The organism is Pseudomonas sp. BN102 (assembly GCF_029871245.1).
Lineage (GTDB): Bacteria > Pseudomonadota > Gammaproteobacteria > Pseudomonadales > Pseudomonadaceae > Metapseudomonas.
In genome coordinates, this window is record NZ_SSON01000072.1 from 19,186 (window position 1) to 38,836 (window position 19,651).

The following is a 19,651-nucleotide window of genomic DNA, read 5'->3' on the forward strand; positions in this document are numbered from 1 at the left end:
CTCAGTCCTCGCTGCCCAGACCCGCCTCCAGCTTGCGCCAAAGCAGGCGCACAGCCGCCTTGCGCACCAGGGCGCAACGGTACATGCGGATTTCCAGTGGCACATGCCACTGGCTGCCGCCGCACACCACCAGGTCTCCGCGACACGCTGGACAACATCAACGGGCATCTTCGACCAGATGCGCGCCGGCAAGATCGAAGGCCGTATCGTGCTGGAATTCTGATCCCTCCCCCTCTCGATAACGCCATGCAGCGAGCGACGCAGTCGCCCGCTGTATTGGCGCGACTTCGTAACCTTTGTCCGAGATAAGTGCGAGCACCCCCTCTGGACAGGCTGCATCTTACATTTTTATCGGAATCGACTTACCCCCACGAAATATGACTTCCGATTTAAGCATTTAATTAAACAACTAATATATTCCCCGGCCACACACCGGACATTCAGCGTCAAATAGCTGCATCAGCCACCAGGCAATTAATTGAAATCGAAAATGATCAATTAATTGCGCGCCCGAATGTATATCTCCTCGGAATCATTGAGCATCAACACTCAATAACTCAAATTCCAGAAAACCCCAAAGCGCGAAAAATGAAACTTACAACTGTTTTCTCGAAATTGGCCGTCGTCCTGATCACGTTTTTGAGCAGCAATGTTTGGGCGGACATCAATTTCGACGGTTATACACGTTTCATCTTCGAAAGCAGCCAGAAGCAACTGACTTTCAATGTCGTCAATGAAGGCAATGAGGTGGCGCTGGTGCAAGTGACACTCGATTGGGGAGACAAGAGAAGTTCGGCATATATGCCCATGGCCGTGTCCCGACCATTGCTGAAGATTCCTGCCAACGGCAAAGCATCCGTGGACGTTCTCTATCAGGGCACCGGCCTGCCCGACGACCAGGAGTCATTCTTCCGATTGAGCGTGCTGGAAGTACCGAAAAAGCCAACAGAGGGGAATGTTGCCCAGATTGCCCTGCAACATAACCTGAAGTTTTTCTATCGACCGAAGCTGCCTGGCAACCCACAGAAGGCAGTCGAGGAATTGCATTGGACCGGAGCGATTGTCGCCGGATCGATGCAACTCAAGGCCCATAACAACTCGCCTTATTACCTGACCCTTACGGAAGTTCGCCTGCTAGACCGGCAGGGCCTGGCCTGCGGCGCCCAGGCCGAGCATCTGATGGTTGCACCCTATTCCACCTACAACCTGAACGTGCCCGGTTGTGGAAAACAGGCCACCCAAATTGCCTACACCTTCATCAGCGACGGCGGATTTGGCCACCCGCATATCACTGATGTAAGCACTCATTGAAAAAGTTGAGGATTGAAAAATGAAACAAAAGATACTCGCAATAATTGGCCTGGCGCACATTTTTATTCCTCTAGAAAGCTCTGCGGGACAGTGGTCCGACCCTAAGGCAAACTATTGCAAAAGCTCATTGAGCGATTCTCTTGCAGATACTATTACGATAGATACGATTGTCATTCCTCCCTCCCTCCCTGCGGGAAGCATTGTCTGGCGGCAGCCGGAACAGGAGTTTAGCTATAGCTGCAGGAGAGGCCCCGGCATGTTTTGGCCCGAAATGTTCATCAGTCAACTTAGCATCGTTCAATCTCCCGATCTGGAGTTGGGAATTATCTATAATGGCAAAGAATATATCCCATCTGCGATGAACCCCAACGGCTTTCGGTACCCTACAGGGCACTCTATACCGCCCCAGCCGGCCGAGATTGAAGAGACTATTATAGAGACAAGAAAATTTACATTATCAGTGTTCTTGAAAACGCGAGCACGTGCCAACCCTGGGGAGGCAAAGCTACCCTCAATATTCACCGCCCTCACGATAGGCGGCATGGCTCCTGGACAAGCCTATGATACGTATCGAATAGATTTAGTAGGAATGAATAATATTAGTCAACTCCCCTGCGCATCGACCGTCAGCATAATCCCCAGCACAATTGACTTCGGCAGTATCAGCTCTTCTGATGCCCATGCCGACAAAGAAATAAAGCGCATTCCATTCAGCATTGTCGACCAACGAACCTGCGAGAAACCCACCCCTTACAGCCTCAAGGGCTACCTCAGACCGCTGGATAATTCAGCTGTGATAGACAGTCGTTACACCCTCGTTCCATTAGATAACTATTCCGTAGGCATCAACATCTTCGAAACTGAAGGAAACAAGAGCGTCCTTTTCAACGAAGAGTTCGAAATCTCCCCGAAGGTAAACTTACCGATCTACATCAAACCATTCGAAGCCCGCCTGAAATGGCGAACCAGCACGCCCAAATTCGGCAAGTTCAATGCCGGCGCCATTCTCGACATCGATTACAAGTAACCTGTAGATCGCAGCGGCAATCAGCCCTCGCCACTGCCCATCCGGCCTTCCAGCTTGCGCCAGAGCAGGCGCACCGCCGCTTTGCGCACCAGGGCGCAGCGGTACATGCGAATTTCCAGTGGCACATGCCACTGGCTGCCGCCGCACACCACCAGGTCACCGCGCGCCAACTCGGCCTGGGCACTGAAACGTGGCACCCAAGCCACCCCCAGGCCTTGCAGGGCCATGCTCTTCAAGCTGTCGGCCATGGCCGTCTCGTAGACGGTGGTGGAGCGCAGCGCCCGCTGGCGCAGCAGGAGGTTTACCGACCGGCCGAGGAAGGCGCCGGCGCTGTAGGCCAGCAGCGGCACGCTCTGCCCGCTGTCCAGTTCGTAGAGCGGCTTGCCATCCGGGCCCACGGCGCAGACCGGCAGCATCTCGGTGCGCCCCAGGTGCATCGACGGGAAGATTTCCGGGTCCATCTGCAGGGCCGCATCCGGGTCGTAGAAGGCCAGGATCAGGTCGCAACCGCCTTCCCGCAGAGAGTGCACCGCTTCACCGACGTTGGTGGCGATCAGTCGGCTGGCAATGTTCAGCCCTTCGGCGCGCAACTGTGCAATCCACTGCGGGAAAAACCCCAGCGCCAGGGAGTGCGCGGCGGCGAACTGCAACACCTCACCCTGCTGGCCTTCCACGTGATGCAGGTGGCGCACCACCTCACCAAGCTGTTCCACCATGCTGCGCGCGGTGACGAGGAACAGTTGGCCCGACTCGGTGAGTTCTACCGGCGTGCGGGAGCGGTTCACCAGGGTCAGCCCCAGCGCCGCCTCCAGGCTGCGGATGCGTCGGCTGAAGGCCGGCTGGGTGACGAAGCGCCGCTCGGCGGCCTGGGAAAAGCTGCGGGTGTTGGCCAGGGCGACGAAGTCTTCCAGCCATTTGGTTTCCAGGTTCATGGGAAATTTCCGGACTGCTCGATTTTGGTGCACACGTTCGCAGGCGAACCCGCGTCACTCGGACATTATGCCGATTGTGCATAGCCCAGCGAATAACAGCATTGGCCGACAAATGGCCAGAGGCCTAGATTATTGGGCATCGCGGCACTGGCCGTGTTCCCCCAGAGATGAATTACATCATGTCCTCCGCTGCATCCTCTCGCATCGAAAAAGACCTGCTCGGCACCCTCGAAGTCCCCGCCGAGGCCTATTACGGCATCCAGACCCTGCGCGCAGTCCACAACTTCCGCCTCTCCGGTGTGCCGCTGTCGCACTACCCGAAGCTGGTCGTCGCCCTGGCCATGGTCAAGCAGGCTGCCGCCGATGCGAACAAGCAGCTCGGCCACCTCAGCGCCGAAAAACACGCCGCCATCAGCGAAGCCTGCGCTCGCCTGATCCGCGGTGACTTCCACGACCAGTTCGTGGTGGACATGATCCAGGGGGGCGCAGGTACCTCCACCAACATGAACGCCAACGAGGTGATTGCCAACATCGCCCTCGAGGCCATGGGCAAGCAGAAGGGTGAGTACAAGTACCTGCACCCGAACAATGACGTGAACATGGCGCAGTCCACCAACGACGCCTACCCCACCGCCATTCGCCTCGGTCTGCTGCTGGGCCACGATGCCCTGCTGGCCAGCCTCGACAGCCTGATCCAGGCCCTGGCTGCCAAGGGTGAAGAATTCGGCCACGTACTGAAAATGGGCCGCACCCAGCTGCAGGACGCGGTGCCCATGACCCTGGGCCAGGAATTCCGCGCCTTCGCCACAACCCTGGGCGAAGACCTTGACCGCCTGCGCCGTCTGGCACCCGAGCTGCTCACCGAAGTGAACCTGGGCGGCACCGCCATCGGCACCGGCATCAACGCCGACCCGGGCTACCAGCACCTGGCCGTTGAGCGCCTCGCCGCCATCAGTGGCCAGCCAGTCGTACCGGCCGCCGACCTGATCGAAGCCACCTCCGACATGGGCGCCTTCGTGCTGTTCTCCGGCATGCTCAAGCGCACCGCCGTGAAGCTGTCGAAGATCTGTAACGACCTGCGCCTGCTCTCCAGCGGCCCGCGTACCGGCATCAACGAGATCAACCTGCCGCCGCGTCAGCCGGGCAGCTCGATCATGCCGGGCAAGGTCAACCCCGTTATCCCGGAAGCCGTCAACCAGGTGGCCTTCGAAGTCATCGGCAACGACCTGGCCCTGACCCTGGCGGCCGAAGGTGGCCAGCTGCAGCTGAACGTGATGGAGCCGCTGATCGCCTACAAGATCTTCGACTCGATCCGCCTGCTGCAACGCGCCATGGACATGCTGCGCGAGCACTGCATCGTCGGCATCACCGCCAACGAAGCGCACTGCCGCGCCCTAATGGAGAACTCCATCGGCCTGATCACCGCGCTGAACCCCTACATCGGCTACGAGAACGCCACCCGCATCGCCAAGCTGGCCCTGGAAAGCGGCCGCGGCGTGCTGGAACTGGTCCGCGAGGAGAAGCTGCTGGACGAATCCATGCTGGCCGACATCCTCCGCCCGGAGAACATGATCGCCCCGCGCCTCGTACCGCTGAAGGCCTGATCACGCAACGAACTCACCAGGAGGGGCTTCGCCCCTTCATCCTTCGAGGATGGCGCCAGCCATCCTTTTTTTTTGCCTGCGGAAAGGAGTTCAGCCCCGCACGGAGCGATCGTAGGTTGGGCAGAGCTACGCGAAGCCCAACGAATTGAGCCTGGGGCTTGTTGGGCTTCGCTTCGCTCAACCGCAACCTACAGGAGCCAGGCCTTCCTGAGCGCCCGGATCGCCTCGGCGATCTGCGCCTCCGGCACGGCGGCGAAGCCCAGCACCAGCCCGGCGCGGTTATCCACAGGCTCGGCGCTTTCGTCCAGCCAGTATTCACTGAGGCCGTTGAGCTCCACGCCCACGGCGCGGGCGCTGGCCAGCAGCTCCTGTTCGCGGGCCAGGCTCTCCACCCGCACGCAGAGGTGCAGCCCGGCATCCACCTGCGGCATCGGCGAGCAGCCGGGAATCGCCTCCGGCCAGTCCTGCAGCAGGGCGTCGCGGCGCGTCCGGGCGGCCAGGCGCATGCGCCGCACATGGCGCTGGAAGTGGCCGGCGGCGATGAACTCTGCCATCACCGCCTGGGTGCCGATCTCCGAATGGCGCATGTCCAGCGCACGCCGCTGGGCAAAGGACTCAGCCAGCGCCGGCGGGAGCACCATGTAGCCCAGGCGCAGGGCTGGGAAGGTGATCTTGCAGAAGGTGCCGACATAGATCACCCGCCCCTGCCGGTCCAGCGCCGCCAGGGGCGCCAGCGGGGTGCCGCTGTAGCGGTACTCGCCGTCGTAGTCGTCTTCGACGATCCAGCCATCGCGGCGCTCGGCCCACTCCAGCAGCTCCAGGCGCCGCGCCAGGGACAAGGTGACACCCGTCGGGTACTGGTGCGAGGGCGTGACATAGACCAGCCGGCAGTCCTCCAGCCGCGCCAGCGCCGCGCTGTCCAGGCCATCGTTATCCACAGGCACGCCGCACAGCTGCGCGCCGGCTACCGCGAAGGCATGGCCGGCGGCGCGATAGCCCGGGTTCTCGATGGCGACCCGGTCGCCGGGCTGCACCAGCAACTGGGCGCAGAGGCTGATGGCCTGCTGCGCGCCGCAGGTGATCACCACCTGCGCCGGGTCACAGGCCAGTCCCCGGCTGCTGCGCAGGTAGGCGGCCACCAGTTCGCGCAAGGTCCAGTCCCCCGCCGGGTCGCCGTAGCCCAGGCGCGCCGGCGAAGGCTTGCGCCAGAAACGCGCCTGCAGCCGCGCCCAGGTGTCGAAGGGGAAGAGGTCGAAGGCCGGCACACCGATGCGGAAGGCCCGTGGCGCTCCAGTCACCGGCGGCGGCAGGTGATGGCTGCGCAGCCGCTGCAGCGCCGGGCCCGGGGCCGGGCCGGCGGGTGGCTGGGGCACGGGCCGCGCTGTGGATAACTCGGCCACGTAGGTGCCATCGCCCACCCGCCCTTCCACATAACCCTCGGCGTAGAGCTGGTCGAAGGCGCGGGTCACGGTATTGCGGGATATCCCCAGCAGCGCCGCCAGGTCGCGGGTTGCCGGCAGACGCGTGCGGCTGCCCAGGCGACCGTCGAGGATGCGCTCGCGCAGGGCCTGGTAGAGCTGGCGCGCCAGGCCCTGTTGCGGGTCCAGGCGGATGCCGGAAAGGTCGACGGGAAGAGGGGGCGTGGCTGGCATCTTCGGACCCTGATTGGCTCTATCAAACTGGCGGTAAATGGATCTTACGGAAGGCCAATATCCTGCCTAGCATGGAACCATTCCGCCAGGAGCACCACCATGTACCTGCCCTCCTCCTTCCGCCAGGACGACCTCACCCAGCTCCATGCCCAGATGCAGGCCACCGGCCTCGCCGTGCTGACCAGCGCCGGCACCCAAGGCCTCATGGCCAGCCACCTGCCCCTGCTTCTGGAACCCGGCGAGGGCGAGTTCGGCACGCTTTACGGCCACTTCGCCCGCGCCAATCCGCACTGGCGCGAACTGGCCAACGGCGCCGAGACCCTGGTGGTGTTTTCCGGCCCGGATGCCTATGTCAGCCCTGCCTGGTACCCGGCCAAGGCCGAGCACGGCAAGGTGGTGCCCACCTGGAACTACATCGCCGTTCATGCCTATGGCCAAGCCGAGGTGTTCGACGACCCGGAGCGCCTGCTCCGCCTGGTCAGTCGTCTCAGCGATCGCCACGAAGCCGGCCGCGCACAGCCCTGGTCAGTGGACGAAGCACCCCGCGACTACCTCGACAGCATGCTCCGCGCCATCGTCGGCTTCGCTCTGCCGATCCGTCGCCTGGAAGGCAAATGGAAGCTCGGGCAGAACCGCTCCGCCGCCGACCGGACCGGGGTACGCGAGGGCCTGAGTGCCTCCGCCAACCCACGCGACCACGAACTGGCCGCACGCATGACCGCTATCGACTGACCCACCACAGGAAGGTACCCATGTCCGCCGCATCGCTCGAAATCCGCCCGGTCAGCGCCGCTGACCACGCCGCCTGGCTGCCCCTCTGGCACGGCTACCAGCGCTTCTACAAGACCGAGATAGCCGAGGCGACCACTGCCGTCACCTGGCAGCGTTTCCTCGATCCGGCCGAGCCGATGTACGCGGCGCTCGCCTGGCAGGACGGCGCGGCCTTGGGGATGGTGCACTACATTTTCCACCGCAGCTGCTGGACCACCGGCGACTACGTCTACCTGCAGGACCTCTATGTCGAAGAAGGCCTGCGCGGCGGCGGCATCGGCCGCCGTCTGATCGAGCACGTCTATGAACAGGCCCGCGCCGCCGGCGCCTCGCGGGTGCACTGGCTGACCCATGAGACCAATACCGATGCCATGCAGCTCTACGATCGGATCTCCGATCGTTCCGGCTTCGTCCAGTACCGCAAGATTCTCTGACCGGAGTGCGCCATGACCGCCCAAGACCTGAGCCACTGGCAGCCCCGCCCTGCCCCCGCCCATACCCCGCTGCCGGGCCGTTTCGTGCGTCTGGAAGCACTGGATGCCGCGCGCCACGGCGATGACCTCTGGCATGCGCTGCAAGGACCTGACCCGGCACTCTGGGACTACCTGGCCTACGGCCCCTTCGCCAGCCGCGAGCCCTTCGACGCGTGGCTGGCCGGCAATGCTGCCAGCGCCGACCCGCTGTTCTATACGGTGATCGACCTCGCCAGCGGCCGGGCCGTTGGAGTTCTCAGCTACCTGCGCATCACGCCGAAGGACGGCGTCATCGAAATCGGCCATATCGCCTTCGGCAAGGCCATGCAGCGCACGCCGGGCTCCACCGAGGCGGTCTGGCTGCTGGCCCGCCACGCCTTCGACGACCTCGGCTACCGCCGCCTGGAGTGGAAGTGCAACGCACAGAACGCCCGCTCCATGCGCGCCGCCGAGCGCCTGGGCTTCAGCTACGAAGGGCTGTTCCGCCAGCACATGATCGTAAAGGGCCGGAACCGCGACACCGCCTGGTTTTCCATCATCGATGGCGAATGGCCGAAGTGCCGCGATGCCTTCGAGCGCTGGCTGGCTGTGGATAACTTCGATGGTGAGGGACGGCAGAAGCGGCGACTGGAGGAGCTCAGGGGCTAAACGGGGTTTTCTCCGGGGCACATGTTGCCTGTGGGGGTGAATTCATTCGCCAAGGGCGGCGCAGCTGCCCCCAGTGGGATCACTCCGTAGGGTGGATGGCGCTCTTCCATCCACCAACGAAGTCCAGCCGGCCCCCGATGGTGGACCGGTGGAGCGTGGTCCACCCTACAAAGGTAACGGACACCTTCACTCGATCTCGAACAACCCGTTCTTCAGCGGGGCGACATCCAGGCGCTGGCGCACGTCGTCGTCGATGCGCGGATCATCCGGGCGGTAGAGCTTTACCTGACGGTAGGCGGCGACGCGGTTGATCTCCGGACCGAGGAATTCCCAAACCACGCGGGTGCAGGCCGGGTTACGCCGGTCGCCGCTGGAGACGCCGGTCTTCAAGCCGTTGAGGCGGGTGATGCGGCTCTTGTAGCTGGGAATGAGGATGGTCTGGCTCATCTCGTTGAGCGTGAGCGACTCGTAGTCCACCAGGAACAGCCGGTCCTGCAACTGGAAGGCCGCGCCCCGGTAGCAGCAGCGCACCCAATCCTCGGCCTCCACGTTGGTGCTGCTGGATCGCTCCTGCCGCTCCTGGCGCTCGAAGAGGAAGTTGCCGTCGTCTTCCCACAGGCGCACGAGGGACAGCAGGACGGTGCCAGGCACCGACATGCAGTTGGAGTATTCGAAGTAGAAGCCGCAGTAACGCGACAGGTCGCCGGATTGTTCGCGCAGCGGAGCGAGCAGCTCCAGCAGCGGGTCGCTACGGCTGGAGGAATCCTGGCCCGGAGCGCGCGTTCCCAGCAGGCGGGCGAACGGCTCCGGCGGCAGCGCCAGTTCGTAGTCCTCGACGCCGAAGAAATCGCAGATGCGCTTGAGGTTGTAGGTGGTCGGCCGGCTTTGCCCGTTCAGGTACTTGTTGAACTGGGCACGATTGATTCCGAGTTTGCGACAAACTTCCGCGATCGAGCGGTAATGGCTGCAAAGCAGCTTGAGATTGTTGCCGAGATACTCCGCCATGCCACCGTCCTGCCTGATGCGAGTGGCGCGACTATAGCATCAACTCGCGCCACGTCGAATAAAGCCGCGAAATTGTCTGATATGTCGTATTCGCCCACCCTGCGCGACCACGGCCGAGCCCTGCCCGCTCGAAGCCGTTCGTCCATCACGCGAACAATAAGAATCGAGGTCTCACTCATGCTTGAAGTGATCAACGATTTCCTCTCGGGGAAAGTGCTCATCGTGCTCATCGTTGGGCTCGGCACCTATTTCACCCTCCGCTCCCGCTTCGTCCAGTTCCGCCACTTCGGCCACATGTTCGGCGTGTTCAAGGAATCCATCCGTGGCCAGGCCGGCCAACTGAGCTCCTTCCAGGCCTTGATGTTGAGCCTCGCCGGCCGCGTCGGCGCCGGCAACATCGCCGGTGTGGGCATTGCCGTGACCCTGGGTGGCCCGGGCGCGGTGTTCTGGATGTGGGTGACTGCCCTGGTCGGCATGTCCAGCAGCTTCTTCGAGTGCACCCTGGCCCAGGTCTACAAGCGCGCCGACGGTGACGGCCTGTACCGCGGCGGCCCGGCCTACTACATCCAGCACGGCCTGAAGCTGCGCTGGATGGCCATGGTCTTCGCGGTATTGCTGCTGGTGACCTACGGCTTCGCCTTCAACGGCCTGCAGTCCTTCACCGTGACCCACTCCCTGGAAAACGCCTTCGGCCTCCCGGTGCAGTACACCGGCATCGGCCTGGCCGTACTCCTGGGCCTGGTATTCATCGGCGGCATCAAGCGCATCGCTTCGGTGTCCGACCTGCTGGTACCGGTCAAGACCCTGGCCTACATCGGCGTCACCCTGTACGTGATCGCCACCCAGATCGAGTTGGTCCCCGGCATGCTGGTGACCATCGTCAAGAGCGCCTTCGGCCTCGAACCTGCCTTCGCCGGCCTGCTCGGCAGCGCCATCGTGATGGGCGTGAAACGTGGCGTGTTCGCCAACGAAGCGGGCCTGGGCAGTGCGCCCAACGTCGCCGCCGTTGCTGCCGTCAAGCACCCGGCCTCCCAGGGCGTGGTACAGGCCTTCAGCGTGTTCCTCGACACCTTCGTGATCTGCACCTGCACCGCGCTGCTGATCCTGCTGTCCGGCTTCTACACCCCGGGCTTCGAAGGCGACGGCATCGTGCTGACGCAGAACTCCCTGGCCGCCGTGGTCGGTGACTGGGGCCGGATCTTCGTCAGCGTGGCGCTGAGCCTCTTCGTCTTCACCTGCATCCTCTACAACTACTACCTCGGTGAGAACGCCCTGCAGTTCCTCGCCGGCCGCAGCCGCGCCGCTCTGCTGGGCTATCGCGGCCTGGTCCTGGCGCTGATCTGCTGGGGTTCGATGCAGAACCTGGGCACCGTGTTCGCCTTCGCCGACATCACCATGACCTGCCTGGCCTTCGTCAACCTGGTGGCCCTGGCCCTGCTGATCAAGGTCGGCCTGCGGGTGATGCGCGACTACGACGAGCAGCGCCAGGCCGGCATCGAGCAGCCGGTGTTCGACGCCGCCAAGTTCGCCGACCTGGACCTGGACCGCGCCGCCTGGCCGACCAACCCGGCCCCTGAGGCGCCCGCCTCCATCCACGCCACAGGCCTGGCGCAAAGCCATCGCTGATCGCGCTATCCGGTAGTACCTGGTGCCGCTCCACCGCTGATGCGGGGAGCGGCACCGTCGTTTCTGCACCTGAATTTCCTGAGTTATCCACACCCATGAATGCTGTGAAGAACCTCTTCGTGCTCTACACCGGCGGCACCATCGGCATGCTGCAGACCTCCGAAGGCCTGGCTCCGGCCAGCGGCTTCGAGGCCCGCATGCGCGAGCAGCTGGACGGCCAGGGAATGGCACTGGATTGGCACTTCCAGGAACTGCTGCCGCTGATCGACAGCGCCAACATGCGCCAGGCCAACTGGCTGGCCATGCGTGACGCCATAGTCGAAGCGGTGGCGCGTGGTCACGACGGCGTGCTGCTGCTGCACGGTACCGATACCCTGGCCTACAGCGCCGCCGCCCTGAGCTTCCTGCTGCTCGGCCTGCCGGTGCCCGTGGTGCTGACCGGCGCCATGCTGCCGGCGGGCGCCGAGGGCAGCGATGCCTGGCCCAACCTCTGCGGCGCCATCGAGGCCCTGCGCCAGGGTGTCGCGCCGGGCGTGCGTCTCTTCTTCAACGACCAGCTGTTGCATGGCGCCCGCGCCAGCAAGCTGCGCTCGGAGGCCTTCGACGCTTTCGCCGAACTGCCGCGCCCGCGGGGCGGCGAACGCGCCACGGCCATCCCCGTCGGCCTCGACTACCGCACCCCGCGCCAGCCGGTGAACCTCGCCGTACTGCCGTTCTTCCCCGGTATCCAGGCCAGCCAGGTGCAGGCGCTGCTGGACAGCGGCGTGCGCGGCCTGCTGCTGGAGTGCTACGGCAGCGGCACCGGCCCGGCGGACGACACGGCCTTGCTGGACATTCTTCGCGCCGCCCACCAGCGCGGCGTGGTGCTGGCCGCCAGCAGCCAGTGCCCGGCCGGCCATGTGCAGGCCGGTGTCTACGCTGCCGGCAGCCAATTGCTGGCCACCGGCCTGGTGCCCGCTGGCGGCATGACCCGCGAGGCGGCCCTGGGCAAGCTGTTCGCCCTGCTCGGCGCAGGGCTGCGGCAGGAAGAGGTGGAGCAGTGGTTTGCGGTCGATCTGTGTGGGGAGCTGGTGGACTGAGCGCCTGCTACGAATCCTCCAGTGGGGGCTTTTCTTGTGGGGGCGAATTCATTCGCTTAGGGCAGCAAAGCTGCCCCCCTCGAGGGTCCGACGGGCACGCCTTCGGCCTGCTTAGCGAATAAATTCGCCCCCACAGTTACCGCAGCCCGCCGATCGGACAGCCATGCGGACATAAAAAAGGGGAGCCTTGCGGCTCCCCACAGGGACTATCGCCGGAGCAATCAGGCGATTTCGATCAGCACTTCGCTCGGGTTCACCCGGTCGCCCTTGGCGACGTGGATGGCCTTGACGGTGCCGGCGATGGGCGCCTGGACCTCGGTCTCCATCTTCATCGCCTCGGTGATCAGCACGGCCTGGCCAGCCTTGACCTGGTCGCCTTCCTTCACCAGCACGTCGACGATGTTGCCCGGCATGGTGGTGCTGACGTCGCCCGGCGCGCTGGCGCTCTTGCGCTTGCTGCCCGAACCCGCGACGAACTCGTTGAGGGGCTCGAACACCACTTCTTCCGGCATGCCGTCGATGGACAGGTAGAAGTGACGCTTGCCGTCGGTCTTCACGCCAACGCCGGTGATGTCGACGCGGTAGCTCTCGCCATGTACGTCCACCACGAACTCGGTGGGTACGCCTTCACCGCCGGCTGCGGCGACGCCGTTACCGGTGGGGATCGGCAGCAGTTCTTCGGGTTTCAGGGTGCCGGCGGCACGCTCTTCGAGGAACTTGCGGCCGATGTCCGGGAACATGGCGTAGGTCAGCACGTCCTCTTCGGACTTGGCCAGGTTGCCGATATCGGCGCGCAGCTTGTCCAGCTCGGGCTTGATCAGGTCGGCCGGGCGAACGTCGATCACTTCCTCGTTGCCGATGGCCTGGCGACGCAGCTGTTCGTTGATCTCGCCGGCGGCCTTGCCGTAACGACCTTGCAGGTAGAGCTTCACCTCATTGGTGATGGTCTTGTAGCGCTCGCCGGCCAGCACGTTGAAGAAGGCCTGGGTACCGACGATCTGCGAGGTCGGGGTCACCAGGGGCGGGAAGCCGAGGTCGGCGCGCACGCGCGGGATCTCTTCCAGCACTTCGTTCATGCGGTTGAGCGCGCCCTGCTCCTTGAGCTGGTTGGCCAGGTTGGAAATCATGCCCCCCGGTACCTGGTTGACCTGCACGCGAGTGTCGACGCCGGTGAAGGCGCTCTCGAACTGGTGGTACTTCTTGCGCACGGCGTAGAAGTAGAGGCCGATTTCCTGGATCAGCTCCAGGTCCAGGCCGGTGTCATAGGGCGTGCCGCGCAGGGCCGCGACCATGGACTCGGTGCCCGGGTGGCTGGTGCCCCAGGCCATGCTGGAGATGGCGGTGTCGATGTTGTCGGCGCCATTCTCAACGCCCTTCAGCTGGCACATGCTGGCCACGCCGGCGGTGTCATGGGAGTGGATGAACACCGGCAGGCTCAGCTCGGCCTTCAGCGCCTTCACCAGTTCGCCGGTGGCGAAGGGGGTCAGCAGACCCGCCATGTCCTTGATGGCGATGGAGTCGACGCCCATGGCGGCCATGGCCTTGGCCTGGGCGACGAAGGCGTCGATGGTGTGCACCGGGCTGGTGGTATAGCAGATGGTGCCCTGGGCATGCTTGCCGGCGGCCTTCACCGCTTCGATGGAGACGCGCAGGTTACGCACGTCGTTCATGGCGTCGAAGATGCGGAACACGTCGATGCCGTTGACCGCCGCCTTGGCGACGAAGGCGCGCACCACGTCATCGCTGTAGTGGCGGTAGCCGAGCAGGTTCTGCCCGCGCAGGAGCATCTGCAGGCGGGTGTTGGGCAGGGCGGCCTTGAGCTGGCGCAGGCGCTCCCAGGGGTCTTCCTTGAGGAAGCGCACGCAGGCGTCGAAGGTGGCGCCGCCCCAGACTTCCAGCGACCAGTAGCCGACTTTGTCGAGTTTGTCGCAGATCGGCAGCATGTCTTCCAGGCGCATGCGGGTGGCCAGCAGGGACTGGTGCGCGTCGCGCAGGATGGTGTCGGTGACGCCGATTTTCTTCGCTTCGATGGTATTGCTCATGTTCTGAATCCTTCCCCTACAGGCCGGCGTGGGCGGCGATGGCGGTGGCGATGGCGATGGCCAGGTGCGACGGGTTGCGCTTGATCGAGTACTGGGTCAGCTCCGGATGGCTCTCGACGAAGCTGGTGTTGAACTCGGCGCTGCGGAACTCGGGGTCGCGGAGGATTTCCTGGTAATAGGCGGCGGTGGTCTTCACCCCTTGCACGCGCATGTCATCCAGGGCGCGCAGGCCACGGTCCAGGGCCTCTTCCCAGGTCAGTGCCCAGACGATCAGCTTCAGGCACATGGAGTCGTAGTACGGCGGGATGGTGTAGCCGGTGTAGATCGCGGTATCGGTGCGAACGCCGGGGCCGCCGGGAGCGTAGTAACGGGTGATCTTGCCGAAGGACGGCAGGAAGTTGTTCTTCGGGTCCTCGGCGTTGATGCGGAACTGCAGGGCGAAGCCGCGATGGATGATGTCGTCCTGCTTGATCGAGAGCTCCAGGCCCGAGGCGATGCGGATCTGCTCGCGGACGATGTCGATCCCGGTGATTTCCTCGGTGATGGTGTGCTCCACCTGGACCCGGGTGTTCATCTCCATGAAGTACACCTCGCCCTCGGCGAGGAGGAACTCCACGGTACCGGCGTTCTCGTAGCCCACGGCCTTGGCCGCGCGCACCGCGAGGTCGCCGATGTAGGCGCGCTGCTCGGGGGTAAGCTGCGGGCTGGGGGCGATCTCGATGAGCTTCTGGTTGCGGCGCTGGATCGAGCAGTCGCGCTCGAACAGGTGCACGGTGTTGCCGAAGCTGTCGGCCAGCACCTGGGCCTCGATGTGCTTGGGATTGACGATGCACTTCTCGAGGAAGACTTCTGCCGAGCCGAAGGCCTTGGTGGCTTCGGAAATCACCCGGGGGTAGGCCTGCTCCAGTTCCTCGCGGCTGTTGCAGCGACGGATGCCGCGACCGCCACCGCCGGAGGTGGCCTTGAGCATCACCGGGTAGCCGATGCGCTCAGCTTCGCGCAGCGCTTCGGCGAGGTCGGCGACGTTGCCCTCGGTGCCGGGGGTGACCGGCACGCCGGCCTTGATCATGCTGCGGCGGGCTTCGGTCTTGTCGCCCATGCGGCGGATCACTTCGGCGCTGGGTCCGATGAACTTGATCCCGCGCTCGGCGCAGATATCCGCCAGCTCGGCGTTTTCGGAAAGGAAACCGTAGCCCGGATGCAGGGCGTCGCAGCCGGTCTCGACCGCCAGGTTCACCAGTTTGCGCGGGTTCAGGTAGCCGGCCAGGGGCTCGGCGCCGATGCTGTGGGCTTCGTCGGCACGTTTGACGTGCAGGGCGTGCCGGTCGGCATCGGAGTAGATGGCCACCGAGCGGATGCCCATCTCGGCGCAAGCGCGCACGATGCGGACGGCAATCTCACCACGGTTGGCGATCAGGATTTTCTTGATCACGAGTTGTCCCTCGGCCAAGTGAACAGGCGAACGGCTGGGCCGGTCGTTGGGTGACCGCTGATCGTGTTGCGGTCGCGTCATTACCCTACGCCGCGAGCTGGAATAACCCCAATCAATAATTATTGGGGTATCCATTAGGATCAGCTTATAGTCAGCAACCGCCCCCCATTCCACGAGACCAAAAACGATGCGCAAAACCCTGCTGCGCATGACCCTGCGCCAGCTCCAGGTGTTCCGCGCCGTGTTCGAAAGCCGCTCGTACAGCCGCGCGGCAGAGGAAATGGCGCTGACCCAACCGGCCGTCAGCCTGCAGATCCGCCAGCTCGAAGAACTGGTGGGTCAACCCTTGTTCGAGTACGTCGGCAAGAAGCTCTACGTGACCGATGCCGCCGAGGCGCTGATGCGCGCCAGCAGCGATATTTTCCAGCGCCTGGCCAGCCTCGACATGCAGCTGTCGGACCTGCAGGGTTCGCTGCAGGGCCAGCTGAACCTGGCGGTGGAATCCAGCGCCAAGTACTTCGTGCCGCACCTGTTCGCCGCATTCCGCGAGCAGCATCCGGACGTCAGCCTGCACCTGGCGGTGGTCAACCGCGCCCAGGTGATCAAACGCCTGTCGGACAACCGCGATGACCTGGTGATCATGTCCCTGGTGCCCCAGGACATGGCCCTGGAGTTTCTGCCCTTCCTGAACAACCCCATAGTCGCCGTGGCGCCGCCCAGCCATTCGCTGTGCAAGGCCGCCAAGCTGGCGCTGAAGGACCTGGAGCCCTATCCGCTGCTGGTGCGCGAAGCCGGTTCCGGCACCCGCAAGGCCTGCGAGGAATACTTCCAGCAGAAGCGCGCGCACTTCGCCCAGGCCATGGAAGTGGCCTCGCTGGATGCGCAGAAGGAATGCGTGGTCGCCGGCCTCGGCCTGGCCTTGCTGCCGCGCCATGCGGTGAGCCTGGAGCTGGCCACCGGGCTGCTGCGGGAACTGCCGGTGGAAGAGCTGCCGCTCTATCGCAGCTGGTGCGCGGTGCACGCCAAGGGCAAGCGGCTGTCTCCGGTCGCCCAGGCGTTTCTAGCCTTTATCCGCGAAGAACGTGCACAGATCAGCGCACTTTCCCACCGCTTTTCCGGCGCACTGCCTTTGACGACAACAGGTAGTTAGCGGCGATCAGCTCGGGGTAGTCCGACATTTCCAGCTGCAGGCGGCGCTGCTCGCAGTGGTCCTCTATCGCGCGGCGGAACTGCATGCGCCGCTGGTCTTCCAGTTTGCGCCGGGTCTTGCTGTCCAGATGGGTGGTTTCATCGTGAAAGCGCTGCATGGCATGTCTCCCTGGGTCGGGTGCGGTAGCCGCAGCATCGCCCGGGGCTGTGACGCTTTCGCGGCAGCTCGATGAATCTGTGGTGAAGACGGGGTTTCAGGGTATTGCAGCCAGGGCGGCTGCAGCAGGCGCCATGGCCTGTGGCGTTCTTGTAGGAGCGAGCTTGCTTGCGAGAGCAAGCCCGCTCCTACGGGAGGATGGCCCTCGGATGGCTCAATCCTCGGCGGCCTTCACCGACTTGGGCGACAGGCGCAGGCTGCGCAAGCTGCGCTTCACGCTCTTCAAGTGGTTGACCAGGGTCGGCCCGCGGGCCATCGCCACGCCCATGGCCAGCACGTCGATCACCACCAGGTGGGCGATGCGCGAGGTCAGCGGGGTGTAGATCTCGGTGTCTTCCTGCACGTCGATGGCCAGGTTCACCGTGGCGAGGTCAGCCAGCGGGGTCTGGCTTGGGCAGAGGGTGATCAGGGTGGCGCCGGCTTCACGCACCAGGTTGGCGGTGATCAGCAGGTCCTTGGAACGACCGGACTGGGAAATACAGATGGCGACGTCCGAGGGCTTCAGGGTCACTGCCGACATCGCCTGCATGTGCGGGTCGGAATAGGCCGCCGCGGTGAGCAGCAGGCGGAAGAACTTGTGCTGGGCATCGGCTGCCACAGCGCCGGAGGCGCCGAAGCCGTAGAACTCCACCCGCTGGGCCTGGGCGCAGGCTCCAATGGCGCGCTGCAGGGCTTCCGGGTCGAGCTTCTCGCGCACTTCCATCAGGGTGTGCAGGGTGGTGTCGAAGATCTTCAGGCTGAAGTCCGCCACCGAGTCGTCCTCGTGGATGGCGAACTGGCCGAAGCTGGCACCGGCGGCCAGGCTCTGCGCCAGTTTCAGCTTGAGATCCTGGAACCCGCCGCAGCCGATGGCGCGGCAGAAGCGCACGATGGTCGGCTCGCTGACGCCGACGCCCTGGGCCAGGTCGGCCATGGAACTGTGCATGACCGCGGCGGGATCGAGCAGGACGTGGTCGGCGACTTTCAGTTCCGACTTGCGCAGCAGATGGCGCGACTGGGCGATATGTTGCAGCAGATTCACAGGGCAGGCTCTGTCTGAAAAGGGGGTTTCGCCGGCGTCTTCCGTCATGCGCCGAGCCTTGACTCGGTTATGATCGGGGCACCCTGGCTGTAGTGACCTTGTAGTTATACTACATGAGCCGCTTTTCCGCCCAGTTGAACCACCCAATATCAGACTGCAAGGAAGGAGAGCGCCCTTGACCAGCTCCTGCGACATGCTCGTCTTCGGCGGCACCGGTGATCTCGCGCTGCACAAGCTGCTCCCGGCCCTCTATCACCTCCACCGCGAAGGACGCCTGCATCCGCAGATGCGCATCCTCGCCCTGGCCCGCAACACCCTCGACCGCGATGGCTACCGCGCGCTGGCCGAGCGCCGCTGCCGGGCACAAGTGGCCCGTGCCGACTTCACCCTCGAGGCCTGGCGCGGCTTTTCAGAACGCCTCGACTTCTTCGCCATGGACGTCTCCCAGAGCGCCGACTTCGGCCGCCTGGCGCGCCACCTGGGGCCCGATCCGGGCTGCGGACGGGTGCACTACCTGGCCACCGCGCCGGACCTGTTCGAGGACATCGCCGCCAACCTGGCCATTGCCGGGCTGTCCGGCCCGCAGTCGCGCATCGTGGTGGAGAAGCCCATCGGCCATTCGCTGGAGTCGGCCCAGGCGATCAACGCCGCGATCGGCAAGGTGTTCGACGAATCCCAGGTGTTTCGCATCGACCACTACCTGGGCAAGGAAACCGTGCAGAACCTCATGGCCCTGCGTTTCGCCAACGGCCTGTTCGAGCCGATCTGGCGCGCCGGGCACGTCGACCATGTACAGATCAGCGTCTGCGAGACCCTGGGCGTGGAAAACCGTGGCGCCTACTACGACCGCTCCGGCGCCATGCGCGACATGGTGCAGAACCACCTGCTGCAGCTACTCTGCCTGGTGGCGATGGAAGCGCCGGTACGCTTCGACGCCGAAGCGGTGCGTAACGAGAAGGTGAAGATCCTCGAGGCACTGAAACCCATCTCCGGGCAGGACGTGCGCGACAAGACGGTGCGCGGCCAGTACAGCGCCGGCAAGATCGGTGGCCACGACGTGACGGCCTACTACTTCGAAAAGAACGTCGACAACGACAGCGACACCGAAACCTTCGTCGCCGTGCAGGCGGAGATCGACAACTGGCGCTGGGCCGGCGTGCCCTTCTACCTGCGCACCGGCAAGCGCCTGGCGCGCAAGTACTCGGAAATCGTCATCCAGTTCAAGCCGGTGCCCCACCGCTTGTTCGCCGACGGCGAAGCCAACCGCCTGCTGATCCGCCTGCAGCCGGAGGAGCGCATCAGCCTGCAGCTGATGGCCAAGTCCCCGGGCAAGGGCATGCGCCTGGAGCCAGTGGAGCTGGATCTCAACCTGGCCCAGGCCTTCAGTCACCAGCGTCGCTGGGACGCCTACGAGCGCCTGCTGCTGGACGTGATCGAAGGCGACTCGACGCTGTTCATGCGCCGCGACGAGGTGGAAGCGGCCTGGCGCTGGGTCGACCCGATCCTCGCCGGCTGGCACGAGCACTACCTGAGCCCACGCCCCTATCCCGCCGGTTCCACCGGACCTGAGCAGGCCCACAGCCTGCTGGAGCTGCACGGGCGACAGTGGCACGAGTAAACATGCCATCAGCCCACCGTTCATAACCCAGCTGGGCTCCGATG

17 protein-coding genes and 1 pseudogene are annotated in these 19,651 nt (G+C 64.2%); 10 read left to right on the top strand and 8 right to left on the bottom strand.

The features are described 5' to 3' along the window. Nucleotide 1: 1 nt before the first annotated feature. A pseudogene (locus E8F12_RS18455) lies at nt 2–142 on the bottom strand (LysR family transcriptional regulator); the annotation flags it as partial. A 446-nt stretch (nt 143–588) separates the two neighbouring features. Here E8F12_RS18455 and E8F12_RS18460 point away from each other — a divergent pair. Both E8F12_RS18460 and E8F12_RS18465 read left to right on the top strand, forming a co-directional pair. Next, nucleotides 589–1,311, top strand: a complete 723-nt coding sequence (locus tag E8F12_RS18460) for a molecular chaperone (protein WP_280326658.1) — start codon at nt 589–591, stop codon at nt 1,309–1,311. Nucleotides 1,312–1,330: 19 nt separating this feature from the next. Beyond that, nucleotides 1,331–2,338 carry a fimbrial protein gene (locus E8F12_RS18465; RefSeq protein WP_280326659.1) on the top strand — a complete coding sequence of 336 codons (1,008 nt, stop codon included), beginning with the start codon at nt 1,331–1,333 and terminating at the stop codon, nt 2,336–2,338. A gap of 20 nt (nt 2,339–2,358) precedes the next feature. Here the strand turns inward: E8F12_RS18465 and E8F12_RS18470 are convergent, their stop codons facing one another. Further along, entirely contained in the window at nt 2,359–3,270 is a 912-nt protein-coding gene (locus E8F12_RS18470) for a LysR substrate-binding domain-containing protein (RefSeq protein ID WP_280326660.1), read from the bottom strand. A gap of 179 nt (nt 3,271–3,449) precedes the next feature. On the opposite strand from E8F12_RS18470, the gene E8F12_RS18475 reads away from it, so the two are divergent. Then, nucleotides 3,450–4,874 (top strand): aspartate ammonia-lyase, encoded by a 1,425-nt coding sequence (locus tag E8F12_RS18475; protein ID WP_280326661.1) that lies wholly within the window; start codon nt 3,450–3,452, stop codon nt 4,872–4,874. Nucleotides 4,875–5,062: 188 nt separating this feature from the next. Here E8F12_RS18475 and E8F12_RS18480 read toward each other — a convergent pair whose 3' ends face one another. After that, the gene (locus E8F12_RS18480) at nt 5,063–6,526 is read right to left on the bottom strand and encodes a PLP-dependent aminotransferase family protein (RefSeq protein ID WP_280326662.1); all 1,464 of its coding nucleotides are present in this window, start codon (nt 6,524–6,526) and stop codon (nt 5,063–5,065) included. A gap of 99 nt (nt 6,527–6,625) precedes the next feature. On the opposite strand from E8F12_RS18480, the gene E8F12_RS18485 reads away from it, so the two are divergent. The 3 genes from E8F12_RS18485 to E8F12_RS18495 are packed head-to-tail and all read left to right on the top strand — an operon-like array spanning nt 6,626 to nt 8,418. Then, on the top strand, nt 6,626–7,258 hold the full coding sequence (locus tag E8F12_RS18485; RefSeq protein WP_280326663.1) for an FMN-binding negative transcriptional regulator: 633 nt from the start codon (nt 6,626–6,628) through the stop codon (nt 7,256–7,258). 20 nt (nt 7,259–7,278) lie between these two features. Continuing rightward, complete coding sequence (locus E8F12_RS18490) at nt 7,279–7,731, top strand: GNAT family N-acetyltransferase (RefSeq protein ID WP_280326664.1); 453 nt, start codon at nt 7,279–7,281, stop codon at nt 7,729–7,731. A gap of 12 nt (nt 7,732–7,743) precedes the next feature. After that, nucleotides 7,744–8,418, top strand: a complete 675-nt coding sequence (locus E8F12_RS18495; protein ID WP_280326665.1) for a GNAT family protein — start codon at nt 7,744–7,746, stop codon at nt 8,416–8,418. A gap of 186 nt (nt 8,419–8,604) precedes the next feature. Here the strand turns inward: E8F12_RS18495 and E8F12_RS18500 are convergent, their stop codons facing one another. Beyond that, nucleotides 8,605–9,423 (bottom strand): helix-turn-helix transcriptional regulator, encoded by an 819-nt coding sequence (locus E8F12_RS18500; protein ID WP_280326666.1) that lies wholly within the window; start codon nt 9,421–9,423, stop codon nt 8,605–8,607. A gap of 177 nt (nt 9,424–9,600) precedes the next feature. Here E8F12_RS18500 and E8F12_RS18505 point away from each other — a divergent pair, with 177 nt between their 5' ends. Then, complete coding sequence (locus tag E8F12_RS18505) at nt 9,601–11,049, top strand: alanine/glycine:cation symporter family protein (RefSeq protein ID WP_280326667.1); 1,449 nt, start codon at nt 9,601–9,603, stop codon at nt 11,047–11,049. Nucleotides 11,050–11,144: 95 nt separating this feature from the next. Further along, a complete protein-coding gene (locus tag E8F12_RS18510) occupies nt 11,145–12,128 on the top strand; it encodes an asparaginase (protein WP_280326668.1) in 984 nt (327 codons plus the stop codon). Nucleotides 12,129–12,349: 221 nt separating this feature from the next. Here the strand turns inward: E8F12_RS18510 and oadA are convergent, their stop codons facing one another. Together oadA and E8F12_RS18520 are read right to left on the bottom strand one after the other, a co-directional pair. Then, entirely contained in the window at nt 12,350–14,170 is a 1,821-nt protein-coding gene (gene oadA / locus E8F12_RS18515) for a sodium-extruding oxaloacetate decarboxylase subunit alpha (RefSeq protein ID WP_280326669.1), read from the bottom strand. 16 nt (nt 14,171–14,186) lie between these two features. After that, nucleotides 14,187–15,602 (bottom strand): acetyl-CoA carboxylase biotin carboxylase subunit, encoded by a 1,416-nt coding sequence (locus E8F12_RS18520; protein WP_280326670.1) that lies wholly within the window; start codon nt 15,600–15,602, stop codon nt 14,187–14,189. Between the two features lie 202 nt (nt 15,603–15,804). Between E8F12_RS18520 and E8F12_RS18525 the strand changes: the two genes are divergently transcribed. Continuing rightward, nucleotides 15,805–16,752 carry a LysR family transcriptional regulator gene (locus E8F12_RS18525; RefSeq protein ID WP_280326823.1) on the top strand — a complete coding sequence of 316 codons (948 nt, stop codon included), beginning with the start codon at nt 15,805–15,807 and terminating at the stop codon, nt 16,750–16,752. Here the strand turns inward: E8F12_RS18525 and E8F12_RS18530 are convergent. Both E8F12_RS18530 and hexR read right to left on the bottom strand, forming a co-directional pair. After that, nucleotides 16,694–16,909, bottom strand: a complete 216-nt coding sequence (locus tag E8F12_RS18530) for a transcriptional regulator (RefSeq protein WP_280326671.1) — start codon at nt 16,907–16,909, stop codon at nt 16,694–16,696. The two genes, E8F12_RS18525 and E8F12_RS18530, sit on opposite strands and share 59 nt — an antisense overlap. A gap of 213 nt (nt 16,910–17,122) precedes the next feature. After that, nucleotides 17,123–17,989, bottom strand: a complete 867-nt coding sequence (gene hexR, locus E8F12_RS18535) for a transcriptional regulator HexR (protein WP_280326672.1) — start codon at nt 17,987–17,989, stop codon at nt 17,123–17,125. A gap of 193 nt (nt 17,990–18,182) precedes the next feature. Here hexR and zwf point away from each other — a divergent pair, with 193 nt between their 5' ends. Beyond that, on the top strand, nt 18,183–19,607 hold the full coding sequence (gene zwf / locus E8F12_RS18540; protein WP_280326824.1) for a glucose-6-phosphate dehydrogenase: 1,425 nt from the start codon (nt 18,183–18,185) through the stop codon (nt 19,605–19,607). The last annotated feature ends 44 nt before the right edge of the window (nt 19,608–19,651 follow it).

What these genes read in the sequence shown, in the direction of transcription:
- E8F12_RS18460 (WP_280326658.1), top strand. Translation starts at nt 589, where the DNA reads ATGAAACTTACAACTGTTTTCTCGAAATTGGCCGTCGTCCTGATCACG.
- E8F12_RS18465 (WP_280326659.1), top strand. Translation starts at nt 1,331, where the DNA reads ATGAAACAAAAGATACTCGCAATAATTGGCCTGGCGCACATTTTTATT.
- E8F12_RS18470 (WP_280326660.1), bottom strand. Translation starts at nt 3,270, where the DNA reads ATGAACCTGGAAACCAAATGGCTGGAAGACTTCGTCGCCCTGGCCAAC.
- E8F12_RS18475 (WP_280326661.1), top strand. Translation starts at nt 3,450, where the DNA reads ATGTCCTCCGCTGCATCCTCTCGCATCGAAAAAGACCTGCTCGGCACC.
- E8F12_RS18480 (WP_280326662.1), bottom strand. Translation starts at nt 6,526, where the DNA reads ATGCCAGCCACGCCCCCTCTTCCCGTCGACCTTTCCGGCATCCGCCTG.
- E8F12_RS18485 (WP_280326663.1), top strand. Translation starts at nt 6,626, where the DNA reads ATGTACCTGCCCTCCTCCTTCCGCCAGGACGACCTCACCCAGCTCCAT.
- E8F12_RS18490 (WP_280326664.1), top strand. Translation starts at nt 7,279, where the DNA reads ATGTCCGCCGCATCGCTCGAAATCCGCCCGGTCAGCGCCGCTGACCAC.
- E8F12_RS18495 (WP_280326665.1), top strand. Translation starts at nt 7,744, where the DNA reads ATGACCGCCCAAGACCTGAGCCACTGGCAGCCCCGCCCTGCCCCCGCC.
- E8F12_RS18500 (WP_280326666.1), bottom strand. Translation starts at nt 9,423, where the DNA reads ATGGCGGAGTATCTCGGCAACAATCTCAAGCTGCTTTGCAGCCATTAC.
- E8F12_RS18505 (WP_280326667.1), top strand. Translation starts at nt 9,601, where the DNA reads ATGCTTGAAGTGATCAACGATTTCCTCTCGGGGAAAGTGCTCATCGTG.
- E8F12_RS18510 (WP_280326668.1), top strand. Translation starts at nt 11,145, where the DNA reads ATGAATGCTGTGAAGAACCTCTTCGTGCTCTACACCGGCGGCACCATC.
- oadA (WP_280326669.1), bottom strand. Translation starts at nt 14,170, where the DNA reads ATGAGCAATACCATCGAAGCGAAGAAAATCGGCGTCACCGACACCATC.
- E8F12_RS18530 (WP_280326671.1), bottom strand. Translation starts at nt 16,909, where the DNA reads ATGCAGCGCTTTCACGATGAAACCACCCATCTGGACAGCAAGACCCGG.
- zwf (WP_280326824.1), top strand. Translation starts at nt 18,183, where the DNA reads ATGCTCGTCTTCGGCGGCACCGGTGATCTCGCGCTGCACAAGCTGCTC.